This window comes from Streptomyces deserti, from assembly GCF_054782695.1.
This window is the reverse complement of record NZ_BAAGRZ010000003.1, coordinates 362122-378894: the sequence shown is the minus strand read 5'-3', so window position 1 is coordinate 378894 and position 16773 is coordinate 362122. Positions and strand designations below refer to the sequence as shown.

General features: G+C 71.6%; 14 protein-coding genes and 4 pseudogenes. 8 read left to right on the top strand and 10 right to left on the bottom strand.

Annotated elements, in window-relative coordinates; genetic code table 11:
* Nucleotides 1–20: 20 nt before the first annotated feature.
* The 3 genes from ACYVMZ_RS09995 to ACYVMZ_RS09985 form a co-directional block, all read right to left on the bottom strand.
* A complete protein-coding gene (locus ACYVMZ_RS09995; protein WP_461077762.1) occupies nt 21–2165 on the bottom strand; it encodes a putative bifunctional diguanylate cyclase/phosphodiesterase in 2145 nt (714 codons plus the stop codon).
* Nucleotides 2162–2974, bottom strand: coding sequence for an SAM-dependent methyltransferase (locus ACYVMZ_RS09990; RefSeq protein WP_461077760.1), 813 nt, complete (start codon nt 2972–2974; stop codon nt 2162–2164). Before ACYVMZ_RS09990 ends, ACYVMZ_RS09995 begins: the two co-directional genes overlap by 4 nt.
* Nucleotides 2975–3288: 314 nt before the next feature.
* Nucleotides 3289–4272 carry an SCO0930 family lipoprotein gene (locus ACYVMZ_RS09985; RefSeq protein ID WP_461077758.1) on the bottom strand — a complete coding sequence of 328 codons (984 nt, stop codon included), beginning with the start codon at nt 4270–4272 and terminating at the stop codon, nt 3289–3291.
* A gap of 922 nt (nt 4273–5194) precedes the next feature.
* Here ACYVMZ_RS09985 and ACYVMZ_RS09980 point away from each other — a divergent pair.
* Nucleotides 5195–5959, top strand: coding sequence for a bestrophin-like domain (locus ACYVMZ_RS09980; protein WP_461077756.1), 765 nt, complete (start codon nt 5195–5197; stop codon nt 5957–5959).
* 184 nt (nt 5960–6143) lie between these two features.
* On the opposite strand, the pseudogene ACYVMZ_RS09975 reads toward ACYVMZ_RS09980, so the two are convergent.
* A pseudogene (locus ACYVMZ_RS09975) lies at nt 6144–6646 on the bottom strand (hypothetical protein).
* An 817-nt stretch (nt 6647–7463) separates the two neighbouring features.
* Here ACYVMZ_RS09975 and ACYVMZ_RS09970 point away from each other — a divergent pair.
* Entirely contained in the window at nt 7464–8144 is a 681-nt protein-coding gene (locus ACYVMZ_RS09970; RefSeq protein ID WP_461077754.1) for a class F sortase, read from the top strand.
* Between the two features lie 30 nt (nt 8145–8174).
* On the opposite strand, the gene ACYVMZ_RS09965 is transcribed toward ACYVMZ_RS09970, so the two are convergent.
* Together ACYVMZ_RS09965 and ACYVMZ_RS09960 are read right to left on the bottom strand one after the other, a co-directional pair.
* On the bottom strand, nt 8175–9011 hold the full coding sequence (locus ACYVMZ_RS09965) for a polysaccharide deacetylase family protein (RefSeq protein WP_461077752.1): 837 nt from the start codon (nt 9009–9011) through the stop codon (nt 8175–8177).
* A gap of 333 nt (nt 9012–9344) precedes the next feature.
* Nucleotides 9345–9583 (bottom strand): annotated as a pseudogene (locus tag ACYVMZ_RS09960) (phosphatidylglycerol lysyltransferase domain-containing protein); the annotation flags it as partial.
* Between the two features lie 51 nt (nt 9584–9634).
* On the opposite strand from ACYVMZ_RS09960, the pseudogene ACYVMZ_RS09955 reads away from it, so the two are divergent.
* Both ACYVMZ_RS09955 and ACYVMZ_RS09950 read left to right on the top strand, forming a co-directional pair.
* A pseudogene (locus ACYVMZ_RS09955) lies at nt 9635–9769 on the top strand (universal stress protein); the annotation flags it as partial.
* A gap of 6 nt (nt 9770–9775) precedes the next feature.
* A pseudogene (locus ACYVMZ_RS09950) lies at nt 9776–10456 on the top strand (APC family permease); the annotation flags it as partial.
* Here ACYVMZ_RS09950 and ACYVMZ_RS09945 read toward each other — a convergent pair.
* Nucleotides 10453–11268 carry an alpha/beta fold hydrolase gene (locus ACYVMZ_RS09945; protein ID WP_461077750.1) on the bottom strand — a complete coding sequence of 272 codons (816 nt, stop codon included), beginning with the start codon at nt 11266–11268 and terminating at the stop codon, nt 10453–10455. The pseudogene ACYVMZ_RS09950 and the gene ACYVMZ_RS09945 overlap by 4 nt on opposite strands.
* A gap of 57 nt (nt 11269–11325) precedes the next feature.
* Here ACYVMZ_RS09945 and ACYVMZ_RS09940 point away from each other — a divergent pair, with 57 nt between their 5' ends.
* Nucleotides 11326–11799: a MarR family winged helix-turn-helix transcriptional regulator gene (locus ACYVMZ_RS09940; protein ID WP_461077748.1), complete on the top strand. Its 474-nt coding sequence runs from the start codon at nt 11326–11328 to the stop codon at nt 11797–11799.
* A 48-nt stretch (nt 11800–11847) separates the two neighbouring features.
* Here ACYVMZ_RS09940 and ACYVMZ_RS09935 read toward each other — a convergent pair whose 3' ends face one another.
* Nucleotides 11848–13002, bottom strand: a complete 1155-nt coding sequence (locus ACYVMZ_RS09935; RefSeq protein ID WP_461077746.1) for a CapA family protein — start codon at nt 13000–13002, stop codon at nt 11848–11850.
* A 230-nt stretch (nt 13003–13232) separates the two neighbouring features.
* Here ACYVMZ_RS09935 and ACYVMZ_RS09930 point away from each other — a divergent pair, with 230 nt between their 5' ends.
* From ACYVMZ_RS09930 to ACYVMZ_RS09920, 3 genes are all read left to right on the top strand, one after another.
* Nucleotides 13233–13778, top strand: coding sequence for a sigma-70 family RNA polymerase sigma factor (locus ACYVMZ_RS09930; RefSeq protein ID WP_461077744.1), 546 nt, complete (start codon nt 13233–13235; stop codon nt 13776–13778).
* 144 nt (nt 13779–13922) lie between these two features.
* Complete coding sequence (locus ACYVMZ_RS09925) at nt 13923–14438, top strand: hypothetical protein (RefSeq protein ID WP_461077742.1); 516 nt, start codon at nt 13923–13925, stop codon at nt 14436–14438.
* Between the two features lie 167 nt (nt 14439–14605).
* Nucleotides 14606–15268 (top strand): zf-HC2 domain-containing protein, encoded by a 663-nt coding sequence (locus tag ACYVMZ_RS09920; protein ID WP_461077740.1) that lies wholly within the window; start codon nt 14606–14608, stop codon nt 15266–15268.
* Between the two features lie 38 nt (nt 15269–15306).
* Here the strand turns inward: ACYVMZ_RS09920 and ACYVMZ_RS09915 are convergent, their stop codons facing one another.
* Both ACYVMZ_RS09915 and ACYVMZ_RS09910 read right to left on the bottom strand, forming a co-directional pair.
* Nucleotides 15307–15777: a hypothetical protein gene (locus tag ACYVMZ_RS09915; protein ID WP_461077738.1), complete on the bottom strand. Its 471-nt coding sequence runs from the start codon at nt 15775–15777 to the stop codon at nt 15307–15309.
* A gap of 91 nt (nt 15778–15868) precedes the next feature.
* Nucleotides 15869–16732: an Fpg/Nei family DNA glycosylase gene (locus ACYVMZ_RS09910; protein ID WP_461077736.1), complete on the bottom strand. Its 864-nt coding sequence runs from the start codon at nt 16730–16732 to the stop codon at nt 15869–15871.
* Nucleotides 16733–16773: the final 41 nt, after the last annotated feature.

Sequence of the window (16773 nt, the reverse complement as noted above, 5' to 3'; positions counted from 1 at the left end):
CACGCGCCGCCGCCCGGGGCTCAGCGCGTCGCGTCCACCAGCGCCAGTTCGTGCAGCCGCTCCGGCGGGCCCGGGCGGGCGTAGTACCAGCCCTGGGCGGTGTCGCAGCCGAGTATGCGGAGCTGCGCGGCCTGCGCGCCCGTCTCCACGCCCTCCACCGTGACCGCGAGGTCGAGGCTGTGGGCCAGGGAAACGATCCCCTCGACGATCTTCAGGTCCACGGGGTCGGCCGGGAACTGCTGCATGCTCTGGGTGAAGGAACGGTCCAGCTTGAGGATGCTCACCGGGAGGCGGCGGAGGTTCGCCAGGTTCGAGTAGCCGGTGCCGAAGTCGTCCAGGGCGATGTCGACACCCATCTCGGCGAGCCGGCGCAGCGGCTTGAGCAGGTCGTCGTCCGCGCCGATCAGGGCCGACTCCGTCACCTCCAGGCACAGCGCGTCGGGTTCGACGCCCGCGCGTTCCAGGATGTCGACGGTGTCCTGGACCAGGCCGGGGTGGGTGAGCTGGCAGGGCGAGAGGTTGACGTTGATGCGCAGCGGGCCCACGGTCTGCGCACCGCCGTGCAGTTCGCGCCACTCGCGGGCCTGCCGCACGGACTGTTCGAGGACCCAGCGGCCCAGCGGAACGATCAGCCCCGTGTGCTCGGCGAGCGGGATGAAGCGGTCGGGGCTGAGTACGCCGTGCTGTGGGTGCAGCCAGCGGACCAGCGCCTCCGCGCCGCGCACACTGCCGTCGCCGAGGTGGACCAGCGGCTGGTACTCGATGAAGAACTCGCCGCGTTCCAGGGCCGTCGGCAGCGCGGTGGTCAGCCCGTGGCGGGTGATGGCGCGGGCGTCGGCCTCCGGGTCGGCGAGCTCGAAGCGGTTGCCGCCCGCCGACTTGGCCCGGTACATGGTGATGTCGGCGCTGCGCAGCACCTCCGCCGGGCTGCGTTCCCCGGCCGGGCCCTCGACGATGCCGATGCTGCCGCGCACGGTCAGCTCCCGGCCGTCGATGCTGATCGGGGCGAGCAGCGCGTTCATGATGCGGGTGGCCAGCTCGTCGACCGTGCGCTGGGTGTCGGGGCCGGTGGTCAGCGCCACGAACTCGTCGCCGCCGAGCCGCGCGACCATCTCGCCGGGCGCGGTGGCGCAGGACTGCAGGCGGTCGGCGACCTCGACGAGCAGCCGGTCGCCGGCCGCGTGACCGAGGCTGTCGTTGACGGTCTTGAAACCGTCCAGGTCGAGGTAGCACAGGCCGAAGCGCTGTCCCTCGCCGGCGCTGAGGGCCTTCTCCAGGCGCTCGAAGAAGAAGGTACGGTTCGGCAGACCGGTGAGCGCGTCGTGCGTGGCCTCGTAGCGCAGCCGCAGGTTGAGCAGCCGCCGCTCGGTGGTGTCCTCCATGAGGGCGAGCTGGTACTGCGGCACGCCGTCGGCGTCGCGCAGCAGGGAGACCGTCAGATTGGTCCACAGGACCGTTCCGTCGGGGCGGTAGAACGCCTTCTCCAGGTGGTAGTGCTCGCGCTCGCCGCGCACGAGTTCGTCGTAGAGCCGCCAGGTCTGGGGCGCGTCGTCGGGGTGGGTCCAGTCCCGCACGTTGCGGCCCAGCAGGTGCTGCTCGGACAGGCCGAACATGCGCCGCAGCGCGCCGTTGACCTGCAGGACGTTGCCGTCCAGGTCGGCGATGCCGATGCCTATGGCCGCGCCTTCGAAGACCGCGCGGAACCGGGCCTCGCTGGCGTGCAGCGCCTGGGCCACCACGCCCTGCGCCAGCAGCGCGGCCTGGGCGATGGACTCCTGCTCGGCCAGCGTCCTCTCCCGCAGCGCCTGGGCGAACCCGGCGGCCATGGCGTGCTGCAGCCGGGCGCAGCGCGCCCGCAGGTCCTCGTGGTCGCCGTCGCCGCCGCAGTAGAGCACGAGGTAGGCGTCGACGCAGTCCAGCGTGCGGCTGAGTGCCTCCGGGGCGGTGCAGTGCGCGGCCACGAGCCCGGCGCCCACCGCGTTCCCCTCGGCGGCGTCGAAGCTCCTGGCCCGCAGCGCCCGTCTCAACCGCCGGGCCAGCGGCAGCAGTTGCTCTTCGAACTCCGGCCGGGTCGACGACGTCGAGGTGACGGGATACACGTTCCGGCTCCAGATCGTCGCGAACCGGCGCAGTCTGTCCTCCGGCCCGTCCGGCACCGCGATCACGCCGTACGCCCCACGCCCGCGAAACCGGAGAACGCATACGGATCCTCGTCCTCCGGTGTGGTGTCGGGCCGCCAGTGCGGCATCGGCACCAGTCCGGGTTCCACCATGTCGTACCCCTCGAAGAACCGCGCGATCTCCTCGCGCGAGCGCATGATCAGCGGGTTGCGAATGTCCTTGTACACGTCCACCACACCCTCGGCCCGCTCCGGCGGCAGCGGGATTCCCTCGTACGAGGCATGCGTGAGGACGAGCAGGCTGCCGGGCGCGAGCGCGTCGCGCAGCTCGGCCACCGCCCCGTACGGGTCGTCCGCGTCTTCCACGAAGTGCAGTATGGCAACGAGAAGCAGCGCCACTGGCCGATTCAGGTCGATCAGCCGCTCCACCTGAGGGCTCTTCAGGATCTCGTGGGGCTTGCGGAGGTCGGCTGCGGCGATGTCCGCGGTGTCGTTGCCGGCCAGGACCGCCTGGCTGTGCGCCACGGCCACCGGGTCGTGGTCGACGTAGACGACGTGCGCGCCGGGGCTGGCGGCCTGGGCGACCTCGTGGACGTTGCCGAACGTCGGGATGCCGGAGCCGATGTCCAGGAACTGGGTGATGCCCTGGTCGACCGCGAAGCGCACCGCGCGGCGCATGAACGCCCGGTTCGCCTGCATGATCTTGGGGAGTCCCGGCATGAACTCCATGGCCTTGCAAGCCGCTTCCCGGTCGACCTCGAAGTTGTGCGAACCGCCCAGGTAGTAGTCGTACATCCGGGAAACGCTCGGCACCGAGATGTCGATGCTTCGTGGGGCCCAGGCGGGACGCTCCATCTATCTCTCCAAGGCGTAGGCGATCCGGTGTTCGAGCAGAGGCTACTGATCGCCCGCCAATGGAGCGACCCGAAACGGAAATTGACCATCCGTTCCCGGTCACTGCCTGCGGCACGTGCCGAATTGATACCCCTTCGCACCCCCCTCGAACGCACTACGAAACGTGTCCGCCGCACTGCGCGGAGTTCCCGCGACATGCCGGCCCCGTCCGCCCCCGCACGCGACAGCGGTCCGCCCCTCCGCGGGGGAGCGGAGGGGCGGACCGTGGCCGACGGCGCCGGGTGGACGAGATGATCAACCCTGGGGAGGTTTCTCTACTTCTCCGACGCGCCGACCGGCTTTCCGTCGGGGCGGATGGCGAACCAGGTGCCGCCGACGCCCTGACCGTTGGTGTCACCGGGCTGCTTGTCCCCGGCGAAGGTGTAGATCGGGATGCAGTCGATGGTCTGCTGCTTGATGCCGTCGGGGCGGTCGAAGACGACGTAGCCCCGGTTGGGGGTGGACCCCTGCAGATCGATGCCCTTGGTGTCCTTCGCGTCGACCGGCGCCACGACGGGCCACTTGTCCCGGCAGGCGCCGGTGCACGCGGTCTTCATCGGCCACTGCGAGTCCTTCATGAACCGGTAGACGGTGTGGCCGTTCTTGTCGATGACGATCTCGCCGAGCTTGGGATCGTTGCGGGTGGACAGGCCGGGCAGCTCTCCGGCCGCCTCCGCTCCGCCCTGCGCCTTCTTGCCGTCGGGTGCCAGCGCGTACCACTTGCCGCCCACGCCCTGGCCCTTGATGTCACCGGCGTTGACGTCCTTGGCATAGCGGTACGCCGGCCAGCCGCCGACGGTCAGCTGCTTGGTGCCGTCGGCCCGGGTGATCGAGCCGAGCAGCGCCTTGTCGATGCCCTCGCCGGCCGTGGCGTCGTCCGCGGGCACCGGCGGCCAGGTCTTGGCACAGTCGCCGTCGCAGTTCGACTTGGGCGGTTCCGCGGTGTCCTGGTCGAAGCGGTACAGGGTGAGACCGAGGCTGTCGGTCACCACCTTGCCGACCTCCGCGTTGGTGGACACGGCCAGCTTGCCCGCGGGAGCGGCCGGGCTGGAGGGGCTCGCGGAGCTCTGCTGGCCGCCCGCGCTGCCCGCCACACCGTTGGCTCCCGACCCGATACTTCCGTAGTCCCCGGGCGCGGCCGTGGCGCCCACGTTCTGGCTGCTCGCCGGGGGCGTGTTTTCCTGACCGCACGCCGTCGTCAGCGCCAGCAACGCCGCAGCGCTCGCCACGAGTGAGGCGCTCCGCCAGGAGGTCTTCATCGTAAACTCCCCATAATCGCAAGGGTGTTGCAGCGCCCTGCTGCGCCGCCGCACGACACTGGGTACGCACGCGGACCCGGGTTGTGTTCAACCACCGCGCACATTTCTTTCCGGATCCCTGTGCCGCGGAGCCAGCTCTGCCCGCACAGGCGTGCCCACGCGGCGGCCCGCGGGCGGGCCCTGGCCAAACCCCCGGCCTGCGGCTGTCCCTCCTTCGGGGCATTCACCCGCCACTCCCGCGTGCCCGGGTCGGCCAGAGCACATGATCGTCGTCGTGCATGGACCCCTACCGACCCAATCCGGCCGTGCCGTACGGGCGTTGGCCGTGATGACGCTGGCGTGGGCGCTCCTGGGTGCACCGGCCGACACGGCGTTGGCCGACGCCTGCGCGTACACCTCGACCGGGCCGGGCGGCACGGAGGCGGTGGCGGTCGCCGGCCGCCTCACCTGGCCGGCCCCTCCGGCGTGCCAGAAGCCCACGCCGACCCCCACGCCGACGCCGAGCCCTACGCCACCGCCACCACCCCCGCCGAAGCCGACGCCGGCACCGACGCCCAAACCGACCCCGCCGCCTCCGCCGCCTCCGCCGAAGCCGGAACCCACGGCGCAGCCCGAACCACCGCCTCCTGCGCCGCCACCGGCTCCGCGACCGGCGGCGCCCCCTCCCCGGCCGAGACTCGCACCGCCCCCGCCACCGCTACCGAAGCCGACGCCGACGCCGACACCGACGCCGTCGGCCAAGCCGAAGCCGCGTCCGTCCGTGACACCCGTGCACTATCCGCCCTACCGGCCCGCACCACGCCCACGGCCTGCGAACAGTGCTCCGTCACCGCTCGTCTTCGTCCTGCTCATCACGATGCCCGCGGTGGTCGCCGCCGCCGCGCTGCGCCCGCGCTGACCCCCGACGTTCTGGAGGCACCTCTTGCCGGAATGGCTTGTTCTCACCCTCGCGATGCTGGCCGCCTGTGCCGTGGTGGTCGTCATCACCCTCGTACGGCACCGCACGGCGGCCGACGACGAGGACCCCAGCGAGACCCCGGACGTCATCGAGTACATCACGATGTGGATCGGTGTCCTGTACGCCATCGTCCTGGGCCTGGCCATCGCCGGTGTCTGGGAGGCGCGCGGCGCGGCCCAGGAGCACGTACGCGCGGAGGCCGCCGCGCTGCACGAGATCTCGGAGCGGGTACGGGTCTACCCGGCCGATGTCCGTGACCGCATTCGTGAGGGTGTCAATGCCTATGTCGGACACGTCGTCACCACCGAGTGGCAGACCATGGCCGACGAGGGCCATGTCACCCGGCGCGGCACCGAACTGCTCGACCGCGTCCGCCAGGACGTCACCGACTACCGGCCCAGGACGGACTTCGAGGCCCAGGCCTACCAGCCGCTTGTCGACCAGGTGACCGCCGCGGACCAGGCGCGCACCGCCCGGGCGGAGTCGACCGCGCCGACCATGCCGGGCGTGGTGTGGTTCGGGCTGATCACCGGAGCCGTCGTCACCATCGGCATGCTCTTCGCGCTGCAGATCCGGCGCACGGCGCGCGAGCTGGTCCTCGCGGGGATCTTCTCCGCGCTGATCGCCTTCCTGCTCTTCCTGATCTGGGACTTCGACGCGCCCTACAGCCGTGGCATCACGGCGACGGCGGACCCGTTCCTGCGTCTCTTCCCGCACGTCAAGGGCTGACGCTCGGGCAACTCACGCAGTTCGGGCGGTGGGAACAAGAAGCGCGCAGGTCCTGGTCCCGGATCCGCAGGGATTCCGGGACCAGGACCTGGCCACGTGCGAGAGGGCCCGTGCACCTCCGATAGATACGGCTGTCCCAAGGGGCGATGGGCCCGACCCCCGCACCTGAGGGGGCCGGGACTCGTCAGATCCGCTTCTCGGCCCGGCGTCGCATCCAGAACACGCCACCGCCGATCACCGCCACGGCCACCAGGCTGCCACCGATGGCCATGTCGGTCGGGGTCGCCCCGCTGGAGCTGCTGCCGCCGAGGCCGCCGCGAACGCCACCGATGACGGTGAACGCGGCCGGGCGGGTCAGGGTCCGGCCCGAGCAGTTGACCGTGATGTCGTACGTCCCGGGGCGGGCGTCGGCGTGGATGGTGGCGGTGCCCTTCGCGGTGTCGTTGGCGCCGCGGATCGGCGTCAGAGTCGTCCTCGGGAAGGCGTTGGAGGTAGCGGTGCCTCCCTGCCGGCAGCCGTCGACCGTGATGGTCAGCTGGCCGCCGCGGGCGATGACGCTGGGCAGAGCGACGATGTTGCTCGGACCGACGGCGTGGTTCCCGTTCCCGCCGGCATTGCCGTTGGGGCCGCCGTTCCCGTTGCCGCCGAAGCCGCCGTTGTCGCCGCGGTTGCCGTTGCCGCCGTTATCACGCCCGTTGCCGTTGCCGCCGACACCGCCGTTATCACGCCCGTCGCCGTTACCGCCGACACCGCCGTTATCACGCCCGTCGCCGTTGCCGCCGAAGCCGCCTTCCCTGCCCCCGTTGCCGCCGCCGTTGCCGCCGACACCGCCGTTATCACGCCCGTTGCCGTTGCCGCCGAAGCCGCCTTCCTTGCCCCCGTTTCCATTGCCGCCGAAGCCGCCGTCGTTGCCCCCGTTTCCGTTACCGCCGAAGCCACCGTCGTTGCCGCCGTTGCCGTTGCCTCCGTTTCCATTGCCGCCGAAGCCGCCGTCGTCGCCGCCGTTTCCGTTTCCGCCGAAGCCGCCGTCGTTGTTCTGGCCGTTCCCGGGGCCGCCGTCGTTGGTGGTGCTGGTACCGGGAACGCCGTCCCACGCGACGGCCGTGGGGGCGGCGAGCCCGAGGACGGCGATCGCGGCGCCGGCGGCCGCCAGGGCACGAGAGTTGCGCATGTGATCCTCCGCGGAAGACGCCCCGGGACCCGTCCCCGGTCGATCGGCGAGAAAGCGCCTCCCAGAAAGACCCTCAGTTCCCCTGCGTCGGCCCGCATTTCGGGAATGGTCCGTCCTGGTGAGAGAACACGCCGCAGGAAAACCGCACAATCACATATCGCCGCAGGTCACGGACGGTCGGAAATTTCCTGCCGACGGCAACTCGGATGGCGCACCAAAAGCCGCCCCAGCCACCCGTTCGCCCCTGCCCCGTCGCCGCTTTCGCGCGCGGCACTTAGCGTTCTGGTATGCGCGTAACGACGTGGCGACGGCCGCGTCGAGAGGGGATGGCGAATGTCTGTGTCCGAGCTGGCCGGACTGCCCGCAGCCGAAGAGGAGGCGCGGCCGAAGAAGCGCGCCCCGTGGGGCGTGATAGCGCTTGTTCTGCTGACCGGTCTCGCGCTCATCCGGAATGGTTCGGGGGAGTTCGACGTGGGGCCTCCGCAGCCGGCGACCGCCGCCGCCGCGGACAGCCGGGTGCCGGGCGGCACCTTCGCTGCGGCCGGCCTGCAGCCGCTGCCGTACGCCGTCCCGGACCGAGTGAGGATCCCCGCGATCCAGGTCGACGCGCCGATCATCCCCGTGGGTCTGGACGCGGAGGGCTGGATCGGCGCGCCGCCCCCGGAGGACCCGAACCTGGCCGGGTGGTTCACGGGCGCCGTCTCCCCCGGCGAGAAGGGCACCGCGGTCGTCGTCGGCCATGTCGACAACCAGCAGGGCCCCGCCGTGTTCTACGGTCTCGGGGCCCTGAAGAAGGGAAACCGCGTCGAGGTCGCCCGCAAGGACGGACAGACCGCCGTGTTCGAGATCTACGGCATCGAGGTCTTCGAGAAGAACAACTTCCCCGGGGACCGGGTCTACGGCTCCAAGGGGGCGCCGGAACTCCGCGTCATCACGTGCGGAGGCGGCTACTCCGAACAGGGTGGCTACGCCGGAAACGTCGTCACCTTCGCCCGCCTGGTCGAGGTCCGCTGAGCGGTCCCCGGCCGGGCGGGCGGCCGACGCTCACACGTAGTGCCGCCTGGGGACGGTGATGTGGTAGCCGGAGTCCAGCAGCCGCGGGAGATAGCGGCGCAGGGCCCGGACGCTCTGGGAGCGGTCGCCCCCGGCGTCGTGCGAGAGCACCACGACGCCGGGGGCGGCGCCGTTCTCCACCCGGTGGACGATGGTGCTGGTGCCGGGTGTGGTCCAGTCGAGGGTGTCGACCGTCCAGGCGAGCGGTTCCATGCCGAGTTCGGCGCCGAGCTGGAACGCGGCCCGGTTCCAGGCCCCGTAGGGCGCGCGGAACCACTCGGGGCGTTCGCCGTACGCCTCCTCGATGACGTCGCAGGTGCGTTCCATCTCCGTGCGGATCCGGCTGCGCCCGAGGCGGGTGAGCAGGGGGTGGGACCAGGTGTGGTTGCCGACGACGTGGCCCTCGTCGGCCATCCGGGCCAGCAGGTCCCGGTTCTCGGCGGCCATCCCCCCGCACACGAAGAACATCGCGCGGACGTCGTACTCCGCCAGGGTATCGAGGATGTCCGGGGTGTAGCGGGGGTCGGGGCCGTCGTCGAAGGTCAGCACCATGGTGCGGCCGCGTCCGGACACCCGCAGCAGCGGTGCGCGCCGCACCGGGGTCCGGACGGGCGCGGCACGCGGCGGGCCGAATCCGGTCAGCGGCTGGAGGCGGTACGCGGAGGCACCGAGCGGGCGGCGCGCCGCCGCACCCGCGGCGGGGCCGGTCGGTCGCGCCGGTTCGTTCCCGGCGCCCACCGTGAACAGCCCGGCCGCGCCGGCCGCCCCGGTGACGGCGGCACCGGCGAGCAACACCCGGCGACGCGTGAGCATCTGATCCTTCTGCATGACTCATCAGTCGCCCGGCGAAAGGCCGACGCACCTGAGCAACACCGGAGCGGCGGCACGGATTCACGCGAACGGCCCACTCGTTCGGGTCAGCGGCGGCGCACCAGGGGGAACGGCAGGGTCTCGCGGATCGTCAGGCCGGTGAGGAACATGACCAGCCGGTCGACGCCGATTGCGGACCTGTTCGGGCAGGCCGGCGAGTGGATCGGCGGCCTCGGCCTCGTCCCCTCCGGCGAGGCCGAGCGCCGCCAGTCAGGGCAGGCCCTCGGTGGTCGCGGGGCACTGCCCGCCGTTCGGGTGCCCTTTTCGCCAGAGTTTGCGCATGGACGGTACGGCGGCCGTGAACTCCATGACCCCGTTGTGGGCGCCGCGGGTCACGGCGCGTCAGGTCCAGGGAGATGCCGTCCCTGCCCCAGGGCACGAAGGACAGCAGCGCGAGGAGCCGGCCGTCGTCGCTGTGCGCCTCCACGAGGAGGCAGTCGCGGTCGGCGGGGTCGCCGAGGCGGTCCAGGGCCATGGAGAAGCCGCGTTCGGTGTTCGGTGGCGCGCCAGGCGTCGGCCCTGCCGACGATCGAGCGGCCCGTGCGGCGGGCGCCGCGCCGCCCTCCGATAGCCTCACGAGCGTGACGGAACAGCACTCCCAGCAGTTCGAGCGGGGCACGGACGGGCCGAAGGTCATCGTCGTCGGAGTGGACGGCTCCGACTCCTCCCTCCGGGCGGCGGCCTACGCCAGTGGTCTGGCCCGGCGGCAGCGGGCGCTGCTCGCCGTGGTGACGGCCGCCGAGGAGTCGAAGGACGCGCAGCGGCACATGCCGAAGGCGATCCTCTACTCCCTGGCGATCTCGATGGTGCTGTACGTGGCGGCCTGCCTGGTGCTGACGGGCATGCAGGACTACAAGGACATCGACAAGGAGAGCGGGTTCTCCACGGCGTTCAAGTCGGTGGGGCTGAGCGGGCTCGCGGACGTGATCGCGGTCGGTGCCATCATCGGCATCCTCACGGTCATGTTCACGTTCATGCTGGGCGTCACTCGCGTGTGGTTCGCCATGTCGCGGGACGGGCTGCTGCCCGCCTGGTTCGCCAAGACGCACCCGACCCGGCACGTCCCGACCCGCGTCACCTGGATCGTCGGGGTCGCGTCGGCCGCCATCGCCGGATTCCTGCCGATCGGCGAGGCGGCCGAACTGACCAACATCGGCATCCTGCTGGCGTTCGTCGTGGTGTGCACGGCGGTGATCGTGCTGCGCTACCGGCAGCCGGAGCTGCCGCGGACGTTCCGGACGCCGTGGATGCCGTTCGTGTCGGCCGTGGGTGTCGTCTTCTCGATCTGGCTGACCACGTTCCTGCAGTGGCAGACCTGGGCGCGGTTCGCCGTGTGGTTCGCGCTCGGGCTGGTGATCTACTTCGGGTACTCCTACCGGCGGTCGGTGCTGGCGCGCCGCTAGAGGGTGCGGAGGAAGTCGAGCAGGGTCTCGTTGAAGACCTGCGGCTTCTCCAGGGCCGTGTAGTGCCCGGCTCCCTCGATGGTCATGGAGCGGCCGTCGCGGACGGTCCGGGCGAGCCGCTCCGCCTCGCCGAGCAGGTCGGCGGGTTCGAGGGTGCCGTTGACGGTGAGCACCGGTACGTCGATCTTCGGCACGCGGGCCCAGGTGCCGGTCAGGGGCACGTGCCAGTTCGTCTCGCCGGGCGTGTGCTTCGACATCGTGTGCAGGGCCATCTCGCGCAGCCGGCGCAGGATGTCCTGGTCGATGTCGTCGGCGCTCCGGTGCGGACCGGGTACGACGCTCAGGAAGGCCTTGAGCCAGCCTTCGAGGTCACCGGCGCCCAGGGTCCGGGCGTACTCGGCCTGGACCTCCCGGTACCAGGGGTCCGTGTACTGGAACTCGCTGGTCGCGGCGCCGCAGGCGACCACGGCACGGACGAGCTCCGGGTACTCCAGCACCGTGTCGGTGGCGATGGCCCCGCCCATCGACAGGCCGACGAGGACCGCGGGCCCCGCGTCGAGGTGGCGCAGCAGCTCGGCCAGGTCGTCGGCCCAGCGGAACGGTCTGGTGGCGGTGGCGGAGGATCCGTGGCCGCGTACGTCCGGGGCGATGACGCGGTACCGGGCGGCGAGGGCCGGGATCTGGGCGTCCCAGAGTCGGTGGTCGACGAACCCGGAGTGGAGCAGGACCACAAGATCCCCGGAGCCGGTGTCGAGGTAGGCGAGGTCGCCGTCGGCAGACGGGAAGAAGCGAACGTCCGAAGCGGGATTCATGACAACCAAGGTGTCATCTTCTGGAGCCTTTGACAACCAGAGTGTCATGATGGTCCGGTGAACGACATCGACAAGCCACTCCCCCCTGACGAACTCGGCCGCCGCCTCACCGAGGTCTTCGACCTGGTGGGCCCGCTCTACCGGCGCGTCCAGCGCGCGGTCGAGCAGGGGGAGGCCATCGAGGGACTGTCCGTCGGCGTGCGCGCCGTACTCGATCTGCTGCACAAGCACGGGCCCATGACCGTCCCGCAGATGGGGCGCGCGCAGGCGATCAGCCGGCAGTTCGTGCAGCGCATGGTCAACGACGCGGCGGCCCGCGCCCTGGTGGAGAGCATCCCCAACCCCGCCCATCAGCGGTCCTCGCTGATCCGGCTGACGGCCGACGGCCGCGAGGCGATCGCCGCCGTCCTCGCCCGCGAGCACTCGGTGCTGCGGCAGACCGGCGGCGATCTGACGGAGGCCGACGTGACGGCGTGCCTACGCGTGCTCGGCGAGATGCTCAAGCTCTTCGACCACGTCGACGTGAACTGACCTCCCTCCCCCTCCGCCCCCGCCCCGCTCCTCACCCCTCCCCCCGGCCTACTCCCCCATCACCAGCCCGTCCTTGCCCGCGCCCCGGCTCAGCACCACGTCCCGGATGCGGTCGCGTACGGCACGCACGTCGGCGCCCTGGGCGAGCGCCCGGTTGAGGTTCACCACCCGGCCGGCGTCGATGTCGAACCACTGCGGGACGAACTCGGCCTTCGTCACCTCCCAGCGGCCGCCCGGCCGCGCGGGCGGGGCGAAGGTGAAGCGGCCGAGCGTGGACTGGTTGCCGCGCGGGTCCTGGACGCCCTGGTGGTTGACCATCGCGCCGGCGACCTGGTCGCCCATCCCGTAGACCACCCAGGTGCCGTTGACCTTCTCGTAGGCCTGCGGGACATGGGCGTGGGTGCCGAGGATCAGGTCGATGTCGGGGCGGCCGCCGGTGCGGGCTGCGGTGAGCCGTCGCGCCAGGGTCAGCTGCTGCTGGTCGGGGGCGTCCTGCCATTCCGTGCCCCAGTGCAGGGACACGACGACCACGTCGGCACCCGCCCGCCGCGCGACCTGGGCGTCCGTGAGGATCCGGGCCTCCTCGACGAGGTTGACGGCCCACGGCTGGTCGGGCGGCAGCGGGATGCCGTTGGTGCCGTAGGTGTAGGCGAGGTGGGCGACCTTCGCGGGGCCGGCGTGCAGGAGCGTGACGGTGCGCGCCTCCTCCTCGGTGCGCGCCGAGCCGGCGTGCCGTACGCCCGCGCGGTCGAGGGCGTTCAGGGTGCGGTGGACGCCGTCGGCGCCGTCGTCCAGGGTGTGGTTGGAGGCGGTGGAGCAGCCGTCGTAGCCGGTGGCGGCGAGGGCCCGGGCCACCTCGGGCGGGGACTTGAAGGTGGGGTAGCCGGTGTAGTCGCCGTCCGCGCCGTACACCGTCTCCATGTGGCACAGGGCGACGTCGGCGCGGGAGACGACGGGACGGACGCCGGAGAGCATCTGGCGGAAGTCGTAGCCGGTGCCGCCCGCGTCGAAGCGGGCCCGGTCGATGATCGAGCTGTGCGGGAGGACGTCGCCGGAGGCGACCAGGGTGAAGCCGCCGGGGGCCACCGCGGACGGGGCAGGACGCCCGGGGCCGGGCGCTTGGTGGTTGCGGGCCTGGCAGGCGGCGCCCGCGGCCAGGACGACGGTCAGGGCCAGGGCCACCTGCCGACTGCGTGCGATCATCCGTTTCACCCCGTCGTGGTCGTATACACAAAAAGGCGTATTTACACACAAACAGGAAAGGAGTCGCAGGCGTCCCCATCCGGCTCCGACACGCTCATTAGCCCGTCCGGTGGGCAACGGGCGGTCCGCGCCGACCGTTCGTCGAACCGTTCGCCGACGCGATCGACCGTCCGTCGCAGACCCGTGTGCGTGCCCTGTGCCAGGGCGGCCCCCTGGGGTGCCATACGGCCATGACGGCCGGAACCACTCTCACGAACGGGACGACCGCCGAGCACGAGCTCGCCGCACTGCAGCGGGAGCACGGCCGGCCCCTCTTCGCGCTCCTGCTCCGGCTCTGCGACGGCGACCGGCAGCGCGCGGAGGATCTGGTCCAGGAAACGCTGGTGCGCGCCTGGCAGCATCCCGAGGCCCTGCGCGCCGACGACTTCGACTCCGTACGCCCCTGGCTCATGACCGTGGCGCGGCGGCTCGCGATCGACGCGCGCCGGGCCCGGCAGGCGCGGCCACCGGAGGTCGGGGACGCGGTGCTGGAGAACGCACGGGTGATCTCCGACCACGCCGAGCGGGCCGCGGCGATGCTGGATGTCCGCGAGGCTGTGAAGACACTCACTCCCGAACACCGTGAAGTCCTGGTGCTCGTGTACTTCCAGGGGGCGAGTGTGGCGGAAGCGGCGGCAACCCTGGGAATCCCGCCCGGTACGGTGAAGTCCCGCGCGTACTATGCGCTGCGCGCCCTGCGCCGGGTCCTGCCGGGCTACGCCGCCGACCTGCGGTGAAACCAATGGCTGAGTCAAACCTCCGTAAAGCGCCTTGCTGCGGACCCCGGTTGAGTAATCGGCTGTCCTCATCCGTGTTCCGGATGGGGCCCTCGCAGGGCTCGGGTCGGGCGACGCGCACGTACCGGAGGAAGGCAGGAAGGGATGCTGCACAGAGGTCACGAGGGCACGGACGGCACCGGTGACGGTGAACTGACCGTTCCCATGGCATGGTTGTACGCCGAGTACATCGCCGACGAGCTGTTGCGGAGCGGCGATCTGATGCCGCCGACGTCCTTCGAGTTCCGCGCGGGGCGTGATGCCCTGGCGCTGACCATCTTCCTGTCCGACACCGACGGCGAGCTGTCCGGCATCCGGGTCGTCACCCAGCTGGAGACCTGGCTGTCGCTGACGGCGTACGACCAGCCGTGGCAGGAGTGGGTGCGCGAGCGGCTGGCCGACCTCGCCGCCGACGCGGCGGCGTCCGGCCGGCCCGCGCCGGATCTGGCGCTGGCGGAGGCGGCCTGGCGCTGGCTGCAGGAGACCGAGCTGCTCGCGCCCGACCTGAACGCGGTGCCGGGCGGCGGTCCGGTGATCGGCGAGGACGAGGGGCCGAAGGTGTGGACCCCGGCCTGGCAGCTCGGGCTGCCGCTCGGCCATCTCGCCATCCATCTCTTCTAGATCCGGATCGCCAGGAGATTTTCTGGATCCGGACCAATCCGCGGGCCGAGCCGCTCCGAATCCTTTGGTTGCGATTCTGCGCATGCCTTGAGTGATTCGGCTGACTGGTACGTACCGGTGGGAGCAAGCAGTAACCACACCCGCACCCAACGGCACGAGGATTCGGCATGAGGTCCCTGGAAAGGCATCGCGACGTCGGCGCCTACGCGCTCGGCGTGCTGGACGAGGTGGAGGCATTCCGCTTCGAGGACCACCTCATGGAGTGCCCTCGCTGCGCGGCACAGGTGACCGAACTCGGTCCGGTGACACGGCAGTTGATGCTGTACCGGCGGGCCACGCCGCGGGTCGTGCATCCGGTGGCGAAGCCCGGCCCGCGGATGCTGGACAGGCTGCTGGCCGAGGTCGCGGACCGGAAGCGGGCCGGACGCCGGCGGCTGCTGTTCGCCGTGGCCGCGTCGGTGGTGTTCGCGGTGGCCGCGCCCGGGGTCGCGGTGATGGCGGGCGGCGACGACCAGCAGCCCGTGCGGATCACGGCGACCGACGAGCGGTCGGGGGTGTGGGCGCAGATCACGACGCAGGACGAGGTCTACGGCAGCCAGGTGGAGCTGAAGGTCAAGGACGGCGCGGGTCCCCGCGCCTGCCACCTCGTCGTCATCGGCCACGACGGCTCCGAGGAGACGGTGACCAGCTGGAGCCCGCCCCGGCACGACGCCCGCCCCAACACGATGGTGAGCGGCTCGTCGAAGCACACGGACGAGATCGCCCGCTACGAGCTCCGCACGGAGGACGGGGAGCACCTGGTGACGCTCGAGCCGCCGTCCGATCGGTAGGCGGCGGCCAGGAGGGGTCGGCGTTCCGGCCGCGACGGCTACGGCTTCCCGGCCCGGCGGTAGGTCACCTCGAAGTCGACCTCCCAGGCCGTGCCGTCGGCCGACCGTTCCCAGCGGCCCTCGATCGTGTCGCCGCCGTCGCCGAAGCCCGCGGTGAACCGCTGATGGAAGCCGGGCGCGGCGCGCCACTGCCGCCACACGCCGTCGCTCAGGCACGTGCGGTAGACGCGGGCGACGCCGCGGCCGTCGGCGTACAGCGTCGTGAAGTCGCCGGAGGTGTCGTCGTAGCCGGTCAGCGTGACGGTGGGAAACGGTGCGTGGGTGGCCCACTCGTCGGGGAGCGCCGTGTCGGGGCCGGTGTCCGCGCGCTGGACGAGGAAGGCTCCGGCCTCCAGCCACGCGATCTCGGTGCGGACCGGCCCGGCGCGGTGGCCGGCGGCCCACATGTCCCACGCGCCCACGAGCACGTCCAGCTGCCGCAGCGCCGGGTGAAAGGTCGGTTGCCGCATCAGGGTCTCCCTTCGGTCGGGCGGTATGTCGCCTCCGGAGATGACCGGGGGCGGCGGCCCGACTCATCGGTCCGCCCGAGGAGACCAGGTGTCACTTCAGCAGCCGGGACAGTCTGCGGTCCGCGAGCGGTTTGCCGCCCGTCTGGCAGGTCGGGCAGTACTGGAGGGAGGAGTCGCTGAAGGACACCTCGCGGATGGTGTCACCGCACACCGGGCAGGGCTCGCCGGTGCGGCCGTGGACGCGCAGCCCGGACTTCTTCTCGGCCTTCAGGCGGCCGGCGGCCTGGCCCCGGGAGCGTTCGACCGCCTCCGTCAGCGTGCTGCGCAGCGCCCCGTAGAGGCGGCCGGTCTCCTGGGGGGTCAGGGAGGCGGCCAGTTTGAAGGGGGACATCTTCGCCGCGTGCAGGATCTCGTCGCTGTAGGCGTTGCCGACGCCCGCGATCAGGCTCTGGTCGCGCAGCGCGCCCTTCAGCTGCCGCCGTTCGCCCGCCAGGAGCCCGGCGAAGCGCTGCTCGTCGAAGTCGTCGGCCAGCGGGTCGGGGCCGAGGCGTGCGATGCCCGGCACCTGCCGCGGGTCCGCCACGACGTACACCGCGAGCCGCTTCTGTGTGCCCGCCTCGGTCAGGTCGAAGCCCGCGCCCGTCTCCAGGGCCACGCGCAGGGCGAGGGGGCCCTTGCCGGGGCGGGGCGGGCCGTCGGGGAGGCGGTCCTTCCAGTGCAGCCAGCCCGCGCGGGCCAGGTGCGTGACGAAGTGCGGGCCCTGCGCCGTCTCGACGTCGAGGAACTTGCCGTGCCGGTGCACGGCGGCGACCTCGTGGCCCTCGACGGCGGAGAGCGGAGGGTCGTACGTCTTCAGGACGCTGATCGCCACGGGCAGCACCCGGACGATCTCGTAGCCGACGAGGTGCTCGGTGAGGAAGTCCTTGAGCGCCTCGACCTCGGGGAGTTCCGGCATACGTCCAGAGTGCCATCCGGGACCGACAGTGCCATGTGAGG